This window comes from Sphingomonas sp. HMP6 (genome assembly GCF_013374095.1).
Taxonomy (GTDB): Bacteria; Pseudomonadota; Alphaproteobacteria; order Sphingomonadales; family Sphingomonadaceae; genus Sphingomonas.
Map to the genome: position 1 here is coordinate 740,027 of NZ_AP022672.1, position 15,063 is coordinate 755,089.

The following is a 15,063-nucleotide window of genomic DNA, read 5'->3' on the forward strand; positions in this document are numbered from 1 at the left end:
ATCGACGGTTTGAAAGAACGGATTGAGCATATCATGGCTTTGGTTTGGTAGGACAGCGGGGCGATATCTAAGCTGGCTTGCACGCGTACTTGCACGGTGCGACCCGATTATGATATATCGGTGATATGGCCACAACGACTGCCCGCCGCCGCCAGCAACCAATCACGATCCGCTCCACGAAGGCGGCAGAGCGGCTTGCGCTGTTGACGCGTGATGGGCGCAGTCAGGCGCAGGTGATCGAGGAAGCGCTGGAGCGGATGCCCTTGCCACCGGTTGAGGATCGGGAGGCGATCATATCCCGGATACGCGCGCTCGTGGCTTCGATCCCGAAGCGCTCTCATTCCGTTATGGCTGAGATCGATGACGAGATGTACGATGAAAATGGGCTGCCGCGTTGATCATCGACACGTCTGCGTTGATCGCGATCCTTGACGAAGAGGATGGTCACGCGGCGCTCATGGCGGCGTTGTTCAGCGAACCGTCGTTGATCTTGCCGGCTCCGATCCGGCTAGAGTTTTCAACGGTCTCGCGAAACCGGCGCTTCACATTCGGCGATCGCGCCGAAACGTTTCTGGAGGATTTGACCAAGGCGGGCATGGAAACGCTCGCTTGGAATGCCCGCCACGCGGCCATCGCCGCCGAGGCGCAGATTCGTTACGGCAAGGGAAACGGGCGCGGCGGCGTGCTGAACTTGCTCGACCTGATGGTCTATGCCGTTGCCAAGGAACGCGGCGAGGCGCTGCTGTTTGCGGGGCGAGATTTTACGACGACTGATGTGGTTGTTCATCCGGCGAGTCGAACCGACTAATTTGCGCCGAAAAAGCATCTTTTCGCTAGCCCACATGAGTGCCATTTGGAAAAGCAATGCAATTTAGACTTACTTATCAGGGCTTGGTTTTAGCTGAAAGCAACAAGGGCGGTGTTCAATCCGCTCGAGCTACGCATAAACAGGACATCAGAAGAGTTTTTCACCAGCAGCTTCGCCGTTTCTGGGAGATTAGTCCATATCTATCGAGTTGGGGAAAACCACTTACAACGGGTGTGATGCCAAGACCGGGCTCTAAGATATTTGGTCGTCCGGATGATATAAATTCAATACCGTTTCTCGCCAATAAGCATGCACTTGGTGCGTATAATTTCGTGCCGCTAATTACGCGAAATTTGGAGGTGGGAGTTCACCTCGACGTACTCTTTTTGCGCGATGACCGAGTAGGCAGCGTACTTCGCGCAGGTGACATTGATAATCGCCTCAAGACCTTGCTAGATGGGCTATCAATGCCCCAGTCAGAGGCACAGTTGGGATCAAAAATCTCACCGGGACCTGATGAGAAACCTTTCTTCTGTCTTCTAGAAGATGACTCGCTTGTCGTTAAAGTGAGCGTTGAAACGGACACCCTGCTGCAACCCATCCCGGATATTGGCACTAATGCCGCACGGGTGATAGTGACGGTACGCACATCGCCTTTCCGCGTTACCGACGCCAACTTGGGCTTTGCTTGAGCTGTCTTGCCGATGTACTGACCGCACCACTTAGGACCGAACTAAGCCCAGCCCTCCAGCACCTGATCCGGAGGCCTGAGCCCGTCGGCCCACATGCGGATGTTGGCGATGACCTTGCCGCCCTCCCACAGCCCTACAACAAATACATCACCAGATACCGCCCCACGAGCGCGAGCATCACGGCCCGGCTCCAGCGCTCGCCGCGCACGGTCATTGCGGCGATCATCAGCGCGATCAGGATTCCGGTGAGGATCAGCGGGAAGGGTCGGACCAACCGTGCCGCCAAGTCCGGGATGCTGGCATACCAGCCGAGTTGGACTGCCAACAGCGCGAGCATCACCCCGATCACGATCCGCCGGACGCGGAAGAAATGCGCATCGAAATCGGTTTGATCGTCGGCCTCGCGCGGGAAGAGGAGGTGGGCCGCAAGATAATAGGCGCTCGCGAAACCGGTCAACGCCAGCAACCACAGCGGGGTCACGGAAACCAGGTCTCGTCCGGTCCATGCAGCGCGCCAGAATGACAGCAGATCAAGGATCACGAACAGGCCGAGCAGTGGCGTGAGCCAGCCGATGCGGTGGTGATTGCCGGGACGGATCAGCGCTTCGATCGCGCGCGCGAAGCCCGCGAGGACCTCGGTGAGCGTCAGCCCGAGCAGCAGGCCGAACAGCGCGAAGACGAATTCGAAATCCGACATGCCGGGCTTAAGCCCACCCCTCCAGCACTTGATCCGGCGGGCGGTGGCCGTCGGCCCACATGCGGATGTTGGCGATAACTTTGTCGCCGGTCGCCAGGCGGCCTTCGTAGGTGGCGCTGCCCATGTGCGGGGTCATCACGACGTTGGGGAGCGCGAGCAGGCGCGGGTCGATTTGGGGTTCGTGCTTCCACACATCCAAGCCCGCTCCGGCGAGTGCGCCCGCCTCCAGCGCGGCGACGAGCGCGTCTTCGTCGACGATGCCGCCGCGTGAGGTGTTGATGAGGTGGACGTGGCGGCGGAGCAAGGCGATGCGGCGGGCGTCGATCATACCTTCGCTGTCGGCGTTGCGCGGGGTGTGGAGCGTCAGGATGTCGATGCTGGCGAGCATCTCGTCGAGATTCTCGTGCCAGGTCGCGGCGAGCTGCGCTTCGAGCACGGCGGGGAGGCGGTGGCGGTTGTGGTAATGGATCGACAGGCCGAAGGCGCGTGCGCGGAGTGCCACCGCCTGGCCGATCCGCCCCATGCCGATGATGCCGAGCGCCTTTCCGCCGATGCGGTGGCCGAGCATCCCGCCGGGGCTCCAGCCCTTCCATTCGCCCGAGCGGACGAGCTTCTCGCCCTCCGCTAGGCGGCGGGGGACCGAGAGGATCAGCGCCATCGTCATGTCGGCGGTATCCTCGGTCAGGACGCCGGGCGTGTTGGTGACGATGATGCCGCGCGCACGCGCCGCCTTCAGCGCGATATGGTTCACGCCCGCGCCGAAATTGGCGATGAGTTTGAGGTCGGGGCCGGCATTCGCGATGAGATCGGCATCGATCTCGTCGGTTACGGTGGGGACGAGTACGTCGCATGTCGCCATCGCGACGGCGAGCTGATCGCGCGACAAGCCGGTCGGCCCGCGATGGATCGTCGCGTCGAACAATTGCTCCATCCGGCTCATCACCGCATCGGGCAATTCGCGAGTCACGACGATCTTCGGGTTCGGGACGCGTCTCATTTCGGGCATGGCACAGGCTTGGCGGAGGCGTTTGCCTGCGTCAACGGGTGTTGAAGCGGGGGTATGAAGCACGGTAGACAGACGGGGAATTTCCAAGGGGCGAAGCATGCGTATCGGGGGCCGGATCATCCTGGCAGTAACGGCAGTGGCGTTGGCCGCGCCGTCGATCGCCGCGTTGGTTACCAAGAAGACGCCGTATTTCGGCTCGATTTCGGCGGGCAAGGCGCGGATGCGCACTGGGCCGGGGCGGGGGTATCCGGCAAGCTGGCTGTATCAGCGCGCCGATCTGCCGGTAAAGGTGCTCGATATTTACGGGTCCGGCGCGTGGTACAAGGTCGAGGATCCAGGCGGCACACAAGGGTGGATGATGGGGACTTTGGTCAGCGAGACCCGCACCGCTTTGGTGATGGGTACGGTCGCCGAGCTGCGCGATTCGCCGCGCGAGGGCGGGCGGGTGCGGTGGCGCGCCGCGCCGGGCGTGGTGGGCCGCTTGAGCAAATGCGCGCGCGGCTGGTGCCATTTCGATGTGCGCGGGCGCGGCGGTTATGTCGAGGCGGTGCGGCTGTGGGGTGTCGAACCGGGCGAAGTGCTCAATTGAGTGCGCTTGGCGACGGCCGGCGGATCGTTCGGGACGATCTGACGCATCCGGATGTGGTCGCGTTGGTTGAATTGCATTTGCGCGCCGCATTCGAGAATTCGCCGCCGGGCGCGGTGTTCGCGCTCGATCTGAGCGGGTTGCGCGCGGCTGATGTGACGTTGTGGACTTTGTGGGAGGGCGCGGCGCTGCTCGGGATGGGGGCGTTGAAGCAGCTCGATCCGGGGCATGGCGAGTTGAAATCGATGCGGACTGCGCCCGCGCATGTGCGGCGGGGCGTTGCGCGGGCGATGCTGGACCATCTGATCGCCGAGGCGCGCGGGCGGGGGTATCGGCGGGTGAGTCTGGAGACCGGGTCTAACGCGCCGTTTGCGCCTGCGCGGGCGTTGTATGCGGGGGCGGGGTTTGTGGCGTGTGGGCCGTTTGCGGGGTACGTCGATACCGCGTTTAGTCGGTACTATCGGTTGGATTTACCTTAAATCCTCCCCGGGACGGGGAGGGGGACCATTCGGCATCTTCTGCCGAATGGTGGAGGGGTAGCCATGAGCGCTGCGCTTCGTAACTACCCCTCCACCACCAGCCTGAAGAAGGCTGGCGGTCCCCCTCCCCCAGCGAGCTGGGGGAGGAATTAAGTCAGTTCATCAATTCCACTGCGACCGCGGTCGCTTCGCCGCCGCCGATGCAGAGCGAGGCGAGGCCGCGCTTTTGGTCGTGGGTTTGTAGGGCAGACAGCAGCGTTGCGAGGATGCGGGCGCCGCTCGCGCCGATCGGGTGGCCGAGCGCGCAGGCACCGCCGTTCACGTTGATCCTGTCATGCGCGATGTCGAGATCGCGCATTGCGATCATCGCGACGACCGCGAAGGCTTCGTTGACCTCGAACAGATCGACATCCTTGGCCGACCAGCCTGCACGCTCGAGCGCCTTGCGCATCGCGAAGACGGGCGCGGTGGTGAAGAGCGATGGGGCGTGCGCGTGCGCCGCTTGCGCCACGATCCGCGCGATGGGGGTGAGACCGAGCTTTTCGGCGACGCTCGCGCGCGTCATCACCAACGCGGCGGCACCGTCCGAGATGGACGAGGCGTTGGCGGCGGTGATCGTGCCGTCCTTCGAGAAAGCGGGTTTCAGCGTCGGGATCTTGGCGACGTCGCCCTTTGCGGGTTGCTCGTCGAGGCTGACGGTGGTCGGGCCTTTGCGGCCGGCCACTTCGACCGCGACGATCTCGCGGTCGAATGCACCGGAGGTCTGCGCGCGTTGCGCGCGGTGGAGCGATTCGATCGCGTAATCGTCCATCTGGCCGCGGGTGAATTGATAGACGGCGGCGGTGTCCTCGGCGAAATTGCCCATCAATTTGCCGGGTTCATAGGCATCTTCGAGCCCGTCGAGATACATGTGATCCTTCAACACATCATGCCCGATCCGCGCGCCGCCGCGGTGGCGCAGCGAGAGGTAGGGCGCGTTGGTCATGCTCTCCATCCCGCCCGCGATCAGCAAATCGGCCGAACCGGCAGCGAGCGCATCGGCGGCGAGCATCGTCGCCATCATGCCCGATCCGCACATCTTGTTGACGGTCGTCGCCTCGATATGCTGGCCGAGGCCGGCCTTGAGTGCGGCCTGACGCGCCGGGGCCTGGCCAAGGCCGGCGGCGAGCACGCAGCCCATATAGATCCGTTCGATCGCATCGCTCGACAGGCCCGCGCGCGCGACCGCGCCGCCAACCGCAGCTGCGCCCAACTCGGTCGCGGTCGCGCCGGTCAGCGCGCCTTGGAACGACCCCATCGGGGTGCGGGCATACGAAACGATGACGACGGGATCGGTGGACATTGTGGGCCTTTCGCGGCGGATGTGCCCGCGATCTAGGACAGCCGATCCCGGATTACAAACCCGCGCGCAACGCTTAAGGCGCTGTGATGCCCGACCTTGCGACAGCGACGATCCTTTGGCCGGTGCTGCTCGGCGGGCTGGGCGCGGTGGCGGGCAGTTTTCTGGCGACGCTGGTGATCCGCTGGCCGCACGAGCATTCCGTGCTCCACGGGCGGTCGCAGTGCGATGCGTGTCATGCGCCGCTGGGTGCGCGCGATCTGGTGCCGCTGTTGAGTGCTGCCGTGACGCGCGGGCTGTGCCGGGTGTGCGGCGCGCGGATCGACCCGCGCCACTGGCAGATCGAGCTTGGCTGTGTGTTCGTCGGCGTGCTGGCGGGGTTGGCGGTGCCGGGGCCGGTTGGGCTGGCGGGCGCGGTGTTCGGGTGGCTGTTGCTGACGCTCGCGGCGCTCGATCTGGCGTATTTCGTGTTGCCCAACGTGTTGACGGTGACGTTGGCGATCGGGGGGCTGGTCACCGGGGTGCTGGGTGTGGAACCGCCGCTTGCGGACCGGCTGATCGGCGGGGCCGCTGGCTTCGCGTCCTTGTGGCTGATCGGGGAGGGGTATCGCCTGATCCGCAAGCGCGTTGGGCTCGGCGGGGGTGACCCGAAGATGCTCGGCGCGATCGGGCTGTGGCTGGGGTGGCAGATGCTGCCGGTGGTGCTGTTTCTCGCCGCGCTGACGGGGCTGGCGATCGTGCTGGTCGGAATGGTGACGGGGAAGAGTGCGGCGCTGACCGACGCCAAGCCGTTCGGCGCACTGCTCGCGATCGCCGCTTACCCGGCGTGGTTGTTCCTGTTAGGATCGGTGGCATGAGCCTTTTTCTCTTTCTCGCCGCGCTCACCCAGGCTGCTCCGGCAGTGCCCGCGCCGTCGATCGATGGCTTGCCGATCGGGGCGATCCCGCGGCAGGATTTGCCCGCGCGGGGGTGTGCCGCTTACCTCTGGACCGCGACGGGGACGCGCGCTCTGGTGGCGATGGCGCAGGCCGATCCGGCGCGGTTGCGGCTGTCGATCGGGGGCACGATCATCGACCTGGAACGCAGCGCGCAAGTCGGCGCGGGCGGCTTCGGCTTTGCCGAGACGAACGATTATGGCGGCGGCAGTACCGCTGCAAAGCTGACGCTAAAGATCGAGACGCGGGGGTCGATCGTCGGCGGGGCGATGGTGCCCGAGGGAATTTTGCAAATCGACCGGGCGGGGCAGGACAGCATCGTGGTGCCGGTCGCGGGGATGATAGGATGCGCAACATGACGATGCAGGATGTTCTGAAACTCCAACGCGCGGGTTTCATGGAGGAATTGCCGGTTACGATCGGCGCGCGGAAAGACCGGCTGAAGCGCGCGGTCGCGATGATCGCCGACAATGCCGATGCGTTCTGCGACGCGCTGAGCGAGGATTTCGGGCATCGCAGCCGCGAACAATCGATGCTGACCGATATCGCGTCGTCGATCGCGCCGTTGAAGCACGCGCTGAAATCGGTCGAGAAATGGATGCGGCGCGACACGCGCGCGGTGCAATTCCCGCTTGGGCTGCTTGGTGCCAAGGCGTGGGTCGAATATCAGCCCAAGGGCGTGGTCGGCGTGATCGCGCCGTGGAATTTCCCGGTCAATCTGGTGATGGGGCCGGTCGCGGGCGCGTTTGCGGCGGGCAACCGGGTGATGGTCAAGACGAGTGAGTTCACCCCGCGCACGGCGGCTTTGTTCGAAGAGGTGTGCCCCAAATACTTTCCCACCGACGAACTCGCTTTCTTCAGCGGCGGGGCGGATGTGGGGAAAGCGTTTTCGGAGCTGCCGTTCGACCATCTGATCTTCACCGGCGCGACCGGGATCGGGCGGCACATCTTGCATGCGGCTGCCGACAATTTGACGCCGGTGACGCTGGAACTGGGCGGCAAATCGCCGGTGATCGTCGGCAAGGGTGCCGATATCGCCAAGACGACCGAGCGCGTCGCGATCGGGAAGATGCTCAACGCCGGACAAATCTGCCTCGCACCCGATTACATGCTGGTGCCCGAGGCGCAGGAACAAGCGGTAGTCGACGGGATCAAGGCGGCGGTGTCGGCGATGTATCCGACCTTGCTCGCCAACCCCGATTATACCGCGATCATCAACGACCGGCATCATCAGCGGCTGACCGACTGGGTCGCGGATGCGCGCGCCAAGGGGGCGACGGTCGAGGTGGTCAATCCGGCGGGCGAGGATTTCGCCGGATCGAACGCGCGGAAAATGCCGCTACACATCGTTCGGAACGCGACCGACGACATGATCGTGATGCAGGAGGAACTGTTCGGGCCGATCCTGCCGGTGCGCAGCTATCGCGCGATCGACGATGCGATCGGCGAGGTGAACCGGCGCGACCGGCCGCTGGGGCTCTATTATTTCGGGCCGGATGAAGCCGAGCGGCGGCGTGTGCTCGACCGGACGATCTCAGGCGGGGTGACGCTCGACGATGTGGTGTTCCACGTCTCGATGGAGGAACTGCCGTTCGGCGGGATCGGGCCGTCGGGGATGGGGTCGTATCACGGGACCGACGGGTTCAAGACGTTCAGCCATGCCAAAGCGGTGTACAAGCAGGCGAAGCTCGACGTGGCGAAGCTGGCGGGGCTGAAGCCGCCTTATGGCAAGGCGACGATGGCTAGCGTGAAGCGGCAGATGAAGTAACTTCCGTCATGCCGGACTTGTTCCGGCATCCACCGCGCCGTGCACGCAACCGATGGTTTGGCCAGACCGCGGTGGACCCCGGACCAAGTCCGGGGTGACGAAAGGTGTGGTCCGGCTCAATCGATCCGATATGCAATCGGCTTGAAGCTCCCGCCGTTGCTCGCCGGGGCGGAGCAGGCGGTGAGGCCGATGATCAGGTCCATTGCGGCGCGGAAGGTGATGTGGTCGCCGGCTTTGCTGATCGGCGGGAGGACCGAGAGCTTGCCCGAGGGATCGACGGGCACATTCATGAAGCAGTTGAACGCGATGGGAATATCGTCCTCGCCTATGTCGAACGGGGCGAGCGCCGCCGCGAGATTGCCGAAGCAGCCACGGTGCGGGGGCAGGTCTGGGTAAAAATGGTGGAAGGTGGCGTAGCTGCACGGGGTGAGCAGGAAATCGTGGACGCCGACGGTGTCCGCGATGATTTCGAGCATCGGGCGCGAGCGGTTCGAATAGAGCGTGTGGCCGGTGGTGAGCCGGATCGTCTCGGCATAATCGAGCGTGCGGCCTGAAGAAATGACCTCGGCGATGTCATCGGCATTGTAGGCGAGCAGGTCGGCCACTTGCATCCCGCGTGGATCGATCACGGTCAGCGTTTGGCCGGCCGCTAGCCGAAAGGCGGTGCCGCTGCGCTCTGGAATTTCGATCGTGTCGCTCAATCGGGTGCGCCTGCATAAGAGAAGGGACACTTCCAGCCATCCTCGACCGCGCGGCCGCTATATTGGCGCGCTTCGCTCGACTCGCCGTGGCGGGCGAGCATCGGGTTGCGCGACCCCGCCAGCGTTTCGTCGCGAACGAGGATCTTCTCGCGCATGCCCTCATAGCGCCCCTGCGCGCGGAGCGTTTCGAACTGGTCGTGGAGGTTGAACACCATCGTCGGCTGCGCGAAACGCCGCGCAGGGCGGCTGGCGCGCGGGTGCAGGCCGACGATGAAGAACGCTTCGCCGCCGAAGCTCAGCGAGAAATGCGGGCTGTCGGGATCGGCGCTGACGCCGGCGTCATACCCCTGGCCGCGCCAATGGTCCTTGTCGGAGAGCGATTGCGCGCGTTGCCACAGCGCCGCCTCGAACGCTTCTTCGCTCAGATCGTCGGGGCCACCGAAGATCACCGCGAAGCTGCGGAAGAGGCCGGGATTTTTGCGATAATCGGCGGCGAAGTTGAGCAGGCCGTCGTGGATGCGAAGGTCGTCCCACGCGCTGTCGATCCGGTCGCAGGCGAGCACCGATAGCGTGCCCTTGGCGAGCGCGGCCTTGGCACCGACGCAGGGGAATTCGGCCGCTGCGACATGGGCGTCGAGCAACGCCTGGAAATCACCCTGGGCGCGGTGACGCCAAGGGAAGAGGGGGGTCGATGGGGTAGGCATGCCCAATAAGACGCATTTTCGGGCGCTAAGTTCCGAAAGAATGGGTCTGATCTGGATCAAGCGGCGGGGAGGATCGCCTTGGGGAAACCGTCCCACGCCTGATCGTACTCCGCATCCAGCGCGCTGGTTTGGAGCGCAAAATCGGTGGGGGTGAAGACCCAGCGGCTCTCGATCATGAACGCCATCGTGCTGTCGAGTTTTTGGGGCTTCAGGTCCGCATTGGTCGCACCTTGCCATGACGCTACGTCCGGACCGTGGCCGCTCATCTGATTGTGTAGCGACAGCGCGCCGGGGACGAAACCGTCGGCCTTGGCGTCATAGGCACCGTAGAGCAGGCCCATGCATTCGCTCATCGTGTTGCGGTGGAACCAGGGCGGGCGGAAGGTGTCCTCTGCCACGAGCCAGCGCGGCGGGAAGATTACGAAATCGACGTTCGCGGTGCCGGGCACGTCGCTGGGCGAGGTCAGCACGGTGAAGATCGACGGGTCGGGATGATCGAAGCTGATGCTGCCGATCGTGTTGAAGCGCGCGAGATCGTACTTCCACGGCGCGTAATTGCCGTGCCACGCGACGACATCGAGCGGGGAGCGACCGAGGTTGGTGGTCCATAGGCTGCCGAGAAATTTCTGGACGAGTTGGTAGTCGCCCTCGACATCCTCGAACCAGGCGACGGGGGTTTCGAAATCGCGCGGGTTGGCGAGGCCGTTCGCGCCGATCGGGCCGAGATCGGGCAGGCGGAAGGGCTGGCCGTGGTTTTCGGCGACATAGCCGCGCGCGGGGCCATCGGGGAGGGTGACGCGGAAGCGGACGCCGCGCGGGATGAGCGCGATCTCGCCGGGTTTCACGTCGATCCGGCCGAGTTCGGTGAGGAGGGTGAGCGCGCCCTGTTCGGGCAGGATCAGCAACTCGCCATCGGCCGAGGCGAAGGCGCGGTTCTCCATGTCCTTCGCGCAGCGGTAGAGGTGCATTGCTACGCCGGTCTGCGTGCGCGGGCCTTCGCCCGCGACGAGCATCGTGGTGAGGCTGTCGAGCCAGTCGGTGTCCTGCACGTCGAGCGGACCCCAGCGGAGGCGGTTGGGGGCGAGCGGTTCTTTCGACTGGCCGGGCGCGAACAGCGGCGCGCCTTGGTAGCGCGTGAAGGCGGGGTGCGCGGCGCTCGGGCGCAGCCGGTAGAGCCATGAGCGGTGGTTCTCGTGGCGCGGCGCAGTGAAGGCGCTGCCGCTGATCTGCTCGGCGTAGAGGCCGAAGGCGGGGCGCTGCGGCGAGTTGCGGCCGATCGGGAGCGCGCCGGGGATGGCTTCGGTGGCGAAGTGGTTGCCGAAGCCGGTTTGGTAGGTGGTCATCGTACACTCCGTTCGCTTCGAGCGCAGTCGAGAAGCCTGGCGGTGCGCTCGTTTCGGTTTCTCGACTGCGCTCGAAACGAACGGTGGAGGGGGCACCCGGTTGCCCCCTCGGATCGGTTACGCCTCGACCTTGGCCGGGACCACGCCGCGGCGGATCTGGTCCAATTCAATCGACTCGAACAGCGCCTTGAAATTGCCCTCGCCAAAGCCGTCATTGCCTTTGCGCTGGATGATTTCGAAGAAGATTGGGCCGACCATGTTTTCGGTGAAGATCTGTAGCAGCAGCCCGCCGCCGGTCTCGGGCGCGCCGTCGATCAAGATGTCGCGCTTGCGCATTTCCTCGACGTCATGGCCGTGGCCGGGGAGGCGCTTGTCGATCAGGTCGAAATAGGTCTGCGGCGTCGTCTGGAAGCGGATGCCGTTGGCGCGCAGCGTGTCGACCGTGGTGAAGATGTCGTCGGTGGCGAGCGCGAGATGCTGGATGCCTTCGCCCTTATAGTCCTTGATGAACTCTTCGATCTGCGAATGCTCGTCCTGGCTTTCGTTCAGCGGGATGCGGATCTTGTCGTCGGGCGCGGTCATCGCCTTGCTGAACAGGCCGGTCGATTGGCCCTCAATGTCGAAATAGCGGATCTGGCGGAAGTTGAAGATGCGCTCGTAATAGTCAGCCCAATAGCTCATCCGCCCGCGCTGCAGATTGTGGGTGAGGTGGTCGAGCGTGTGGAGGCCGACGCTGTGATCGTCGACGCCGGCACCGGTGGGGGTAAAATCCGTGTCGTAGATTCGCGATGCTGCGTCGACCAGATAGAGGTTGGCGCCGCCAATGCCTTCGATCGCCGGGATGTCGAGCTCGCCGGGGCCGTGGTGGCCGGTGACCTGAGTCGCGCCGCGGTCGAGCGCGAGTTTTACCGCGTCCGCGCCGTTCGCAACGCGGAACGCCATCGCATTGGCGGAGGGTCCGTGCGCGTTGCGGAAGCCGGCGACTTGGCCCGCTTCATCCATGTTGAGCAGGAAGTTGATGTCGCCTTGTGCGTAGCGGCGGACATTCTTGGATTTGTGCGTGCCGACGTGCGTGAAGCCCATCTTCTCGAACAGATCGGCCATTGCCTCGGGGTTCGGCGAGGTGAATTCGACGAATTCGAAGCCGTTCAGGCCCATCGGATTTTCGGGCTTGGTCTCGGATGGGGTCACGCTATCCACTCCAACTGGTTTCATATGTAACCATATAGCGGGCTTGCGCAGAGCCGTCCATCCCGTAACGTCGCGGCATCATGCCGGAACTCAAGCTCGACCATTTCCTCCCCTATCGCCTGTCGATCGCCTCCAACCGGGTGTCGGCGGCGATTGCGAGCACCTATCAGGCGCTGTTCGGGCTCAAGATCCCCGAATGGCGGCTGATCGCGGTGATCGCCGAGGGGGCGGGCGCGACGCAGCAGGCGCTGGGCGTGGCGACGCGGATGGACAAGGTGACGGTCAGCCGGGCGGCGGCGACTTTGGTCGAGCGCGGGCTGGTCGAGCGGCGGCCCAATCCGGGGGACCAGCGGTCGCATCTGCTGGTGCTGACCGCCACGGGCCGCGCGCTGTACGAGGATGTCGCGCCGAAAGCGCTCGAGCTGGAGGCGGAGGTGTTTGCCGGCTTCACCCCCACGGAAATCGCGACGTTCGCCGCGATGCTCGAGCGGATCGAAGCGTCGGCGGCACCGTTCGATAGCGAGCGGTAGTCGTGCTGCTGCGGAGGCCGGAGCTTTGGGTTGCGGGGGCTGCGCTTCGTTGATCAGGGCTCCTGCCTTCGCAGGAGCACGGGTGCGCGGAACGGGGTTGATGCAGGCGCCCCTGCTGGCCTAAGCGCGGGGTCAGCCCTCCCCAGGCCGCGCTTACGTTTCCCAAGGAGGATTTATGCCCGACATGCTCGACCGCGCCGGCCTTTCGGTCGCCGCCCCGCTCGCCAGCTTTATCGAAGACCGCGTGCTGCCCGGGCTCGGGATCGATGCGGCGGGCTGGTGGCAGGGTGTTGCGGGAATCTACGCGAGGTTCGCGCCGCGCAACCGCGCTTTGCTGGCGGTGCGCGACACGCTGCAAGCGCAGATCGACGCGCGCTATGAGGCGGGTGAGGCGGTCGATGAGGCGTTCCTGCGCGCGATCGGCTATCTCGTGCCCGAACCGGCGCCCTTCACGATCGGCACGGAAAATGTCGATGCCGAAGTCGCGACGATGGCCGGGCCGCAGCTCGTCGTGCCGATCCTCAATGCGCGCTTCCTGCTCAACGCCGCCAATGCGCGCTGGGGGAGCCTGTACGATGCCTTCTATGGCACCGATGCGTTGCCGGGGATGGCGGTGCCGGGTGGCTATGATCCGGTGCGCGGGCGGCAGGTGGTGGCTGCGGCAAAGGCGTTTCTCGATCAGGCGGTGCCGCTGGCGCAGGGGCGTTGGGAAGACTTGCTGAATGACGATGCGCCGGTGTTGCGGACCCCGGCGCAATTGGTCGGGCGGAAGGGTGCGTCTTATCTTTTCGTGAACAACGGGCTGCATATCGAGGTCGTGGTCGACGCCGCCAATCCGATCGGACGCGACGATCCCGCGCATATCGCCGACGTCATCCTCGAATCCGCGCTGACGACGATTTGCGATCTCGAGGATTCGGTCGCGGCGGTCGATGCCGAGGACAAGGTCGCGGCTTATGCCAATTGGCTCGGGCTGATGCGGGGCGATTTGGCCGACACGTTCGACAAGGGCGGTAAGGCGGTGACGCGGCGGCTCAATCCCGACCGGGTTTATGACGACGGCCTGACGCTGCCGGGGCGCAGCTTGCTGTTCGTGCGCAACGTCGGGCATTTGATGACCAACCCGGCGATCCGCCTGCCCGATGGCAGCGAAGCGCCCGAGGGGATTCTTGATGCAATCGTCACCAGCACGATCGCGCTGTACGATCTGCGCGGGCTGGGCACGTTCAGGAACAGCCGCGCGGGTTCGGTCTATATCGTCAAGCCGAAGATGCACGGGCCGGACGAGGCGGCGTTCACCAACGATCTGTTCGATGCGGTCGAGGATTTGCTCGGTTTGGCGCGTCATACGGTCAAGGTGGGCGTGATGGACGAGGAGCGGCGGACCTCGGCCAATCTCGCCGCGTGCATTCGGGCGGTGAAGGACCGCGTGGTGTTCATCAACACCGGCTTCCTCGATCGCACCGGTGATGAAATGCACACCGCGATGCGCGCCGGGCCGATGATCCCCAAGGCCGAGATGAAGGCGAGCGACTGGATCAAGGCGTATGAGGATCGCAATGTGCGGATCGGGCTCGCCGCCGGGTTCGCGGGGCGGGCGCAGATCGGCAAGGGGATGTGGGCAGCACCCGACCGGATGGCCGACATGATGGAGCAGAAGATCGGCCACCCGATGTCGGGCGCGAACACCGCCTGGGTACCGTCGCCGACCGCCGCGACGTTGCACGCGATGCACTATCACAAGGTCGACGTTTTCGCGCGGCAGAAGGAGATTGCGAAGGAAGCCGTGCCGGGGCTCGATCGGTTGCTCGCCGTGCCGGTCGCGCAGGGGCGCAACTGGACGCCGGAGGAAGTGCGCGCGGAGCTCGACAACAATGCGCAGGGCATCCTCGGCTATGTGGTGCGGTGGATCGACCAGGGGGTGGGGTGTTCGAAAGTGCCCGACATCCATGACATCGGCCTGATGGAGGATCGCGCGACGCTGCGCATTTCGTCGCAGCATATTGCGAACTGGCTGCTCCACGGTGTCGCGACGCGCGAGGAGGTGGATGCCGCGTTCGAGCGGATGGCGGCAAAGGTCGACGCGCAAAATGCGGGCGATCCGCTGTACCGGCCGATGGCGGGGCATCCCGAAAGCCTGGCCTTGCAGGCGGCGCGGGCGTTGGTCTTCGAGGGGATCACGCAACCGAGTGGCTATACCGAGCCGCTGCTGCACGCTTATCGTTTGCGATTAAAGGCGGCTTAGGGAAACGAACGGCGGCTCGCGCGTTGTAGGGACAAAGTA

Annotated in this window: 17 protein-coding genes; 10 read left to right on the forward strand and 7 right to left on the reverse strand. The window is 64.7% G+C overall.

The features are described 5' to 3' along the window. Nucleotides 1–125 precede the first annotated feature (125 nt). The 3 genes from HMP06_RS03850 to HMP06_RS03860 are packed head-to-tail and all read left to right on the forward strand — an operon-like array spanning nt 126 to nt 1,500. Entirely contained in the window at nt 126–398 is a 273-nt protein-coding gene (locus HMP06_RS03850) for a hypothetical protein (RefSeq protein ID WP_176495912.1), read from the forward strand. Further along, nucleotides 395–808, forward strand: coding sequence for a type II toxin-antitoxin system VapC family toxin (locus HMP06_RS03855; RefSeq protein WP_176495913.1), 414 nt, complete (start codon nt 395–397; stop codon nt 806–808). Before HMP06_RS03850 ends, HMP06_RS03855 begins: the two co-directional genes overlap by 4 nt. A gap of 56 nt (nt 809–864) precedes the next feature. Next, the gene (locus HMP06_RS03860) at nt 865–1,500 is read left to right on the forward strand and encodes a hypothetical protein (protein WP_176495914.1); all 636 of its coding nucleotides are present in this window, start codon (nt 865–867) and stop codon (nt 1,498–1,500) included. Nucleotides 1,501–1,633: 133 nt separating this feature from the next. Here the strand turns inward: HMP06_RS03860 and HMP06_RS03865 are convergent, their stop codons facing one another. Together HMP06_RS03865 and HMP06_RS03870 are read right to left on the reverse strand one after the other, a co-directional pair. Further along, on the reverse strand, nt 1,634–2,197 hold the full coding sequence (locus tag HMP06_RS03865) for a hypothetical protein (protein ID WP_176495915.1): 564 nt from the start codon (nt 2,195–2,197) through the stop codon (nt 1,634–1,636). A 7-nt stretch (nt 2,198–2,204) separates the two neighbouring features. Further along, nucleotides 2,205–3,203 (reverse strand): 2-hydroxyacid dehydrogenase, encoded by a 999-nt coding sequence (locus HMP06_RS03870; RefSeq protein ID WP_176495916.1) that lies wholly within the window; start codon nt 3,201–3,203, stop codon nt 2,205–2,207. Nucleotides 3,204–3,300: 97 nt separating this feature from the next. Between HMP06_RS03870 and HMP06_RS03875 the strand changes: the two genes are divergently transcribed. Continuing rightward, entirely contained in the window at nt 3,301–3,792 is a 492-nt protein-coding gene (locus HMP06_RS03875) for an SH3 domain-containing protein (protein ID WP_176495917.1), read from the forward strand. Continuing rightward, nucleotides 3,789–4,268, forward strand: coding sequence for a GNAT family N-acetyltransferase (locus HMP06_RS03880; protein ID WP_232089854.1), 480 nt, complete (start codon nt 3,789–3,791; stop codon nt 4,266–4,268). Before HMP06_RS03875 ends, HMP06_RS03880 begins: the two co-directional genes overlap by 4 nt. A 154-nt stretch (nt 4,269–4,422) precedes the next feature. Here the strand turns inward: HMP06_RS03880 and HMP06_RS03885 are convergent, their stop codons facing one another. Then, nucleotides 4,423–5,610: an acetyl-CoA C-acyltransferase gene (locus HMP06_RS03885; RefSeq protein ID WP_176495919.1), complete on the reverse strand. Its 1,188-nt coding sequence runs from the start codon at nt 5,608–5,610 to the stop codon at nt 4,423–4,425. Nucleotides 5,611–5,696: 86 nt separating this feature from the next. On the opposite strand from HMP06_RS03885, the gene HMP06_RS03890 reads away from it, so the two are divergent. Genes HMP06_RS03890 through HMP06_RS03900 form a run of 3 tightly spaced genes read left to right on the forward strand, consistent with a single transcriptional unit; the run spans nt 5,697 to nt 8,310 of the window. Then, nucleotides 5,697–6,464, forward strand: a complete 768-nt coding sequence (locus HMP06_RS03890; protein WP_176495920.1) for a prepilin peptidase — start codon at nt 5,697–5,699, stop codon at nt 6,462–6,464. Continuing rightward, nucleotides 6,461–6,901 (forward strand): hypothetical protein, encoded by a 441-nt coding sequence (locus tag HMP06_RS03895; RefSeq protein WP_176495921.1) that lies wholly within the window; start codon nt 6,461–6,463, stop codon nt 6,899–6,901. The genes HMP06_RS03890 and HMP06_RS03895 overlap by 4 nt, the downstream gene beginning before the upstream one ends. After that, nucleotides 6,898–8,310: a coniferyl aldehyde dehydrogenase gene (locus HMP06_RS03900; RefSeq protein WP_176495922.1), complete on the forward strand. Its 1,413-nt coding sequence runs from the start codon at nt 6,898–6,900 to the stop codon at nt 8,308–8,310. Before HMP06_RS03895 ends, HMP06_RS03900 begins: the two co-directional genes overlap by 4 nt. A 116-nt stretch (nt 8,311–8,426) precedes the next feature. Here HMP06_RS03900 and HMP06_RS03905 read toward each other — a convergent pair whose 3' ends face one another. From HMP06_RS03905 to hppD, 4 genes are all read right to left on the reverse strand, one after another. Next, nucleotides 8,427–9,011, reverse strand: coding sequence for a DUF1989 domain-containing protein (locus HMP06_RS03905; RefSeq protein WP_176495923.1), 585 nt, complete (start codon nt 9,009–9,011; stop codon nt 8,427–8,429). Then, a complete protein-coding gene (gene gntA / locus HMP06_RS03910; protein ID WP_176495924.1) occupies nt 9,008–9,715 on the reverse strand; it encodes a guanitoxin biosynthesis heme-dependent pre-guanitoxin N-hydroxylase GntA in 708 nt (235 codons plus the stop codon). The genes HMP06_RS03905 and gntA overlap by 4 nt, the downstream gene beginning before the upstream one ends. A gap of 56 nt (nt 9,716–9,771) precedes the next feature. Continuing rightward, nucleotides 9,772–11,058 carry a homogentisate 1,2-dioxygenase gene (gene hmgA, locus HMP06_RS03915; RefSeq protein WP_176495925.1) on the reverse strand — a complete coding sequence of 429 codons (1,287 nt, stop codon included), beginning with the start codon at nt 11,056–11,058 and terminating at the stop codon, nt 9,772–9,774. Between the two features lie 117 nt (nt 11,059–11,175). Continuing rightward, nucleotides 11,176–12,216: a 4-hydroxyphenylpyruvate dioxygenase gene (gene hppD / locus HMP06_RS03920; RefSeq protein ID WP_197940739.1), complete on the reverse strand. Its 1,041-nt coding sequence runs from the start codon at nt 12,214–12,216 to the stop codon at nt 11,176–11,178. 113 nt (nt 12,217–12,329) lie between these two features. Between hppD and HMP06_RS03925 the strand changes: the two genes are divergently transcribed. Continuing rightward, nucleotides 12,330–12,779 carry a MarR family winged helix-turn-helix transcriptional regulator gene (locus HMP06_RS03925; RefSeq protein WP_176495927.1) on the forward strand — a complete coding sequence of 150 codons (450 nt, stop codon included), beginning with the start codon at nt 12,330–12,332 and terminating at the stop codon, nt 12,777–12,779. Nucleotides 12,780–12,954: 175 nt separating this feature from the next. Beyond that, nucleotides 12,955–15,024 (forward strand): malate synthase G, encoded by a 2,070-nt coding sequence (locus tag HMP06_RS03930; protein ID WP_176495928.1) that lies wholly within the window; start codon nt 12,955–12,957, stop codon nt 15,022–15,024. Nucleotides 15,025–15,063 lie beyond the last annotated feature (39 nt).

Bases quoted from the DNA above. Each gene is read 5' to 3' on its own strand.
- HMP06_RS03850 (WP_176495912.1), top strand. From the start codon at position 126: ATGGCCACAACGACTGCCCGCCGCCGCCAGCAACCAATCACGATCCGC.
- HMP06_RS03860 (WP_176495914.1), top strand. From the start codon at position 865: ATGCAATTTAGACTTACTTATCAGGGCTTGGTTTTAGCTGAAAGCAAC.
- HMP06_RS03865 (WP_176495915.1), bottom strand. From the start codon at position 2,197: ATGTCGGATTTCGAATTCGTCTTCGCGCTGTTCGGCCTGCTGCTCGGG.
- HMP06_RS03870 (WP_176495916.1), bottom strand. From the start codon at position 3,203: ATGCCCGAAATGAGACGCGTCCCGAACCCGAAGATCGTCGTGACTCGC.
- HMP06_RS03875 (WP_176495917.1), top strand. From the start codon at position 3,301: ATGCGTATCGGGGGCCGGATCATCCTGGCAGTAACGGCAGTGGCGTTG.
- HMP06_RS03885 (WP_176495919.1), bottom strand. From the start codon at position 5,610: ATGTCCACCGATCCCGTCGTCATCGTTTCGTATGCCCGCACCCCGATG.
- HMP06_RS03890 (WP_176495920.1), top strand. From the start codon at position 5,697: ATGCCCGACCTTGCGACAGCGACGATCCTTTGGCCGGTGCTGCTCGGC.
- HMP06_RS03895 (WP_176495921.1), top strand. From the start codon at position 6,461: ATGAGCCTTTTTCTCTTTCTCGCCGCGCTCACCCAGGCTGCTCCGGCA.
- HMP06_RS03900 (WP_176495922.1), top strand. From the start codon at position 6,898: ATGACGATGCAGGATGTTCTGAAACTCCAACGCGCGGGTTTCATGGAG.
- gntA (WP_176495924.1), bottom strand. From the start codon at position 9,715: ATGCCTACCCCATCGACCCCCCTCTTCCCTTGGCGTCACCGCGCCCAG.
- hmgA (WP_176495925.1), bottom strand. From the start codon at position 11,058: ATGACCACCTACCAAACCGGCTTCGGCAACCACTTCGCCACCGAAGCC.
- hppD (WP_197940739.1), bottom strand. From the start codon at position 12,216: ATGGGCCTGAACGGCTTCGAATTCGTCGAATTCACCTCGCCGAACCCC.
- HMP06_RS03925 (WP_176495927.1), top strand. From the start codon at position 12,330: ATGCCGGAACTCAAGCTCGACCATTTCCTCCCCTATCGCCTGTCGATC.
- HMP06_RS03930 (WP_176495928.1), top strand. From the start codon at position 12,955: ATGCCCGACATGCTCGACCGCGCCGGCCTTTCGGTCGCCGCCCCGCTC.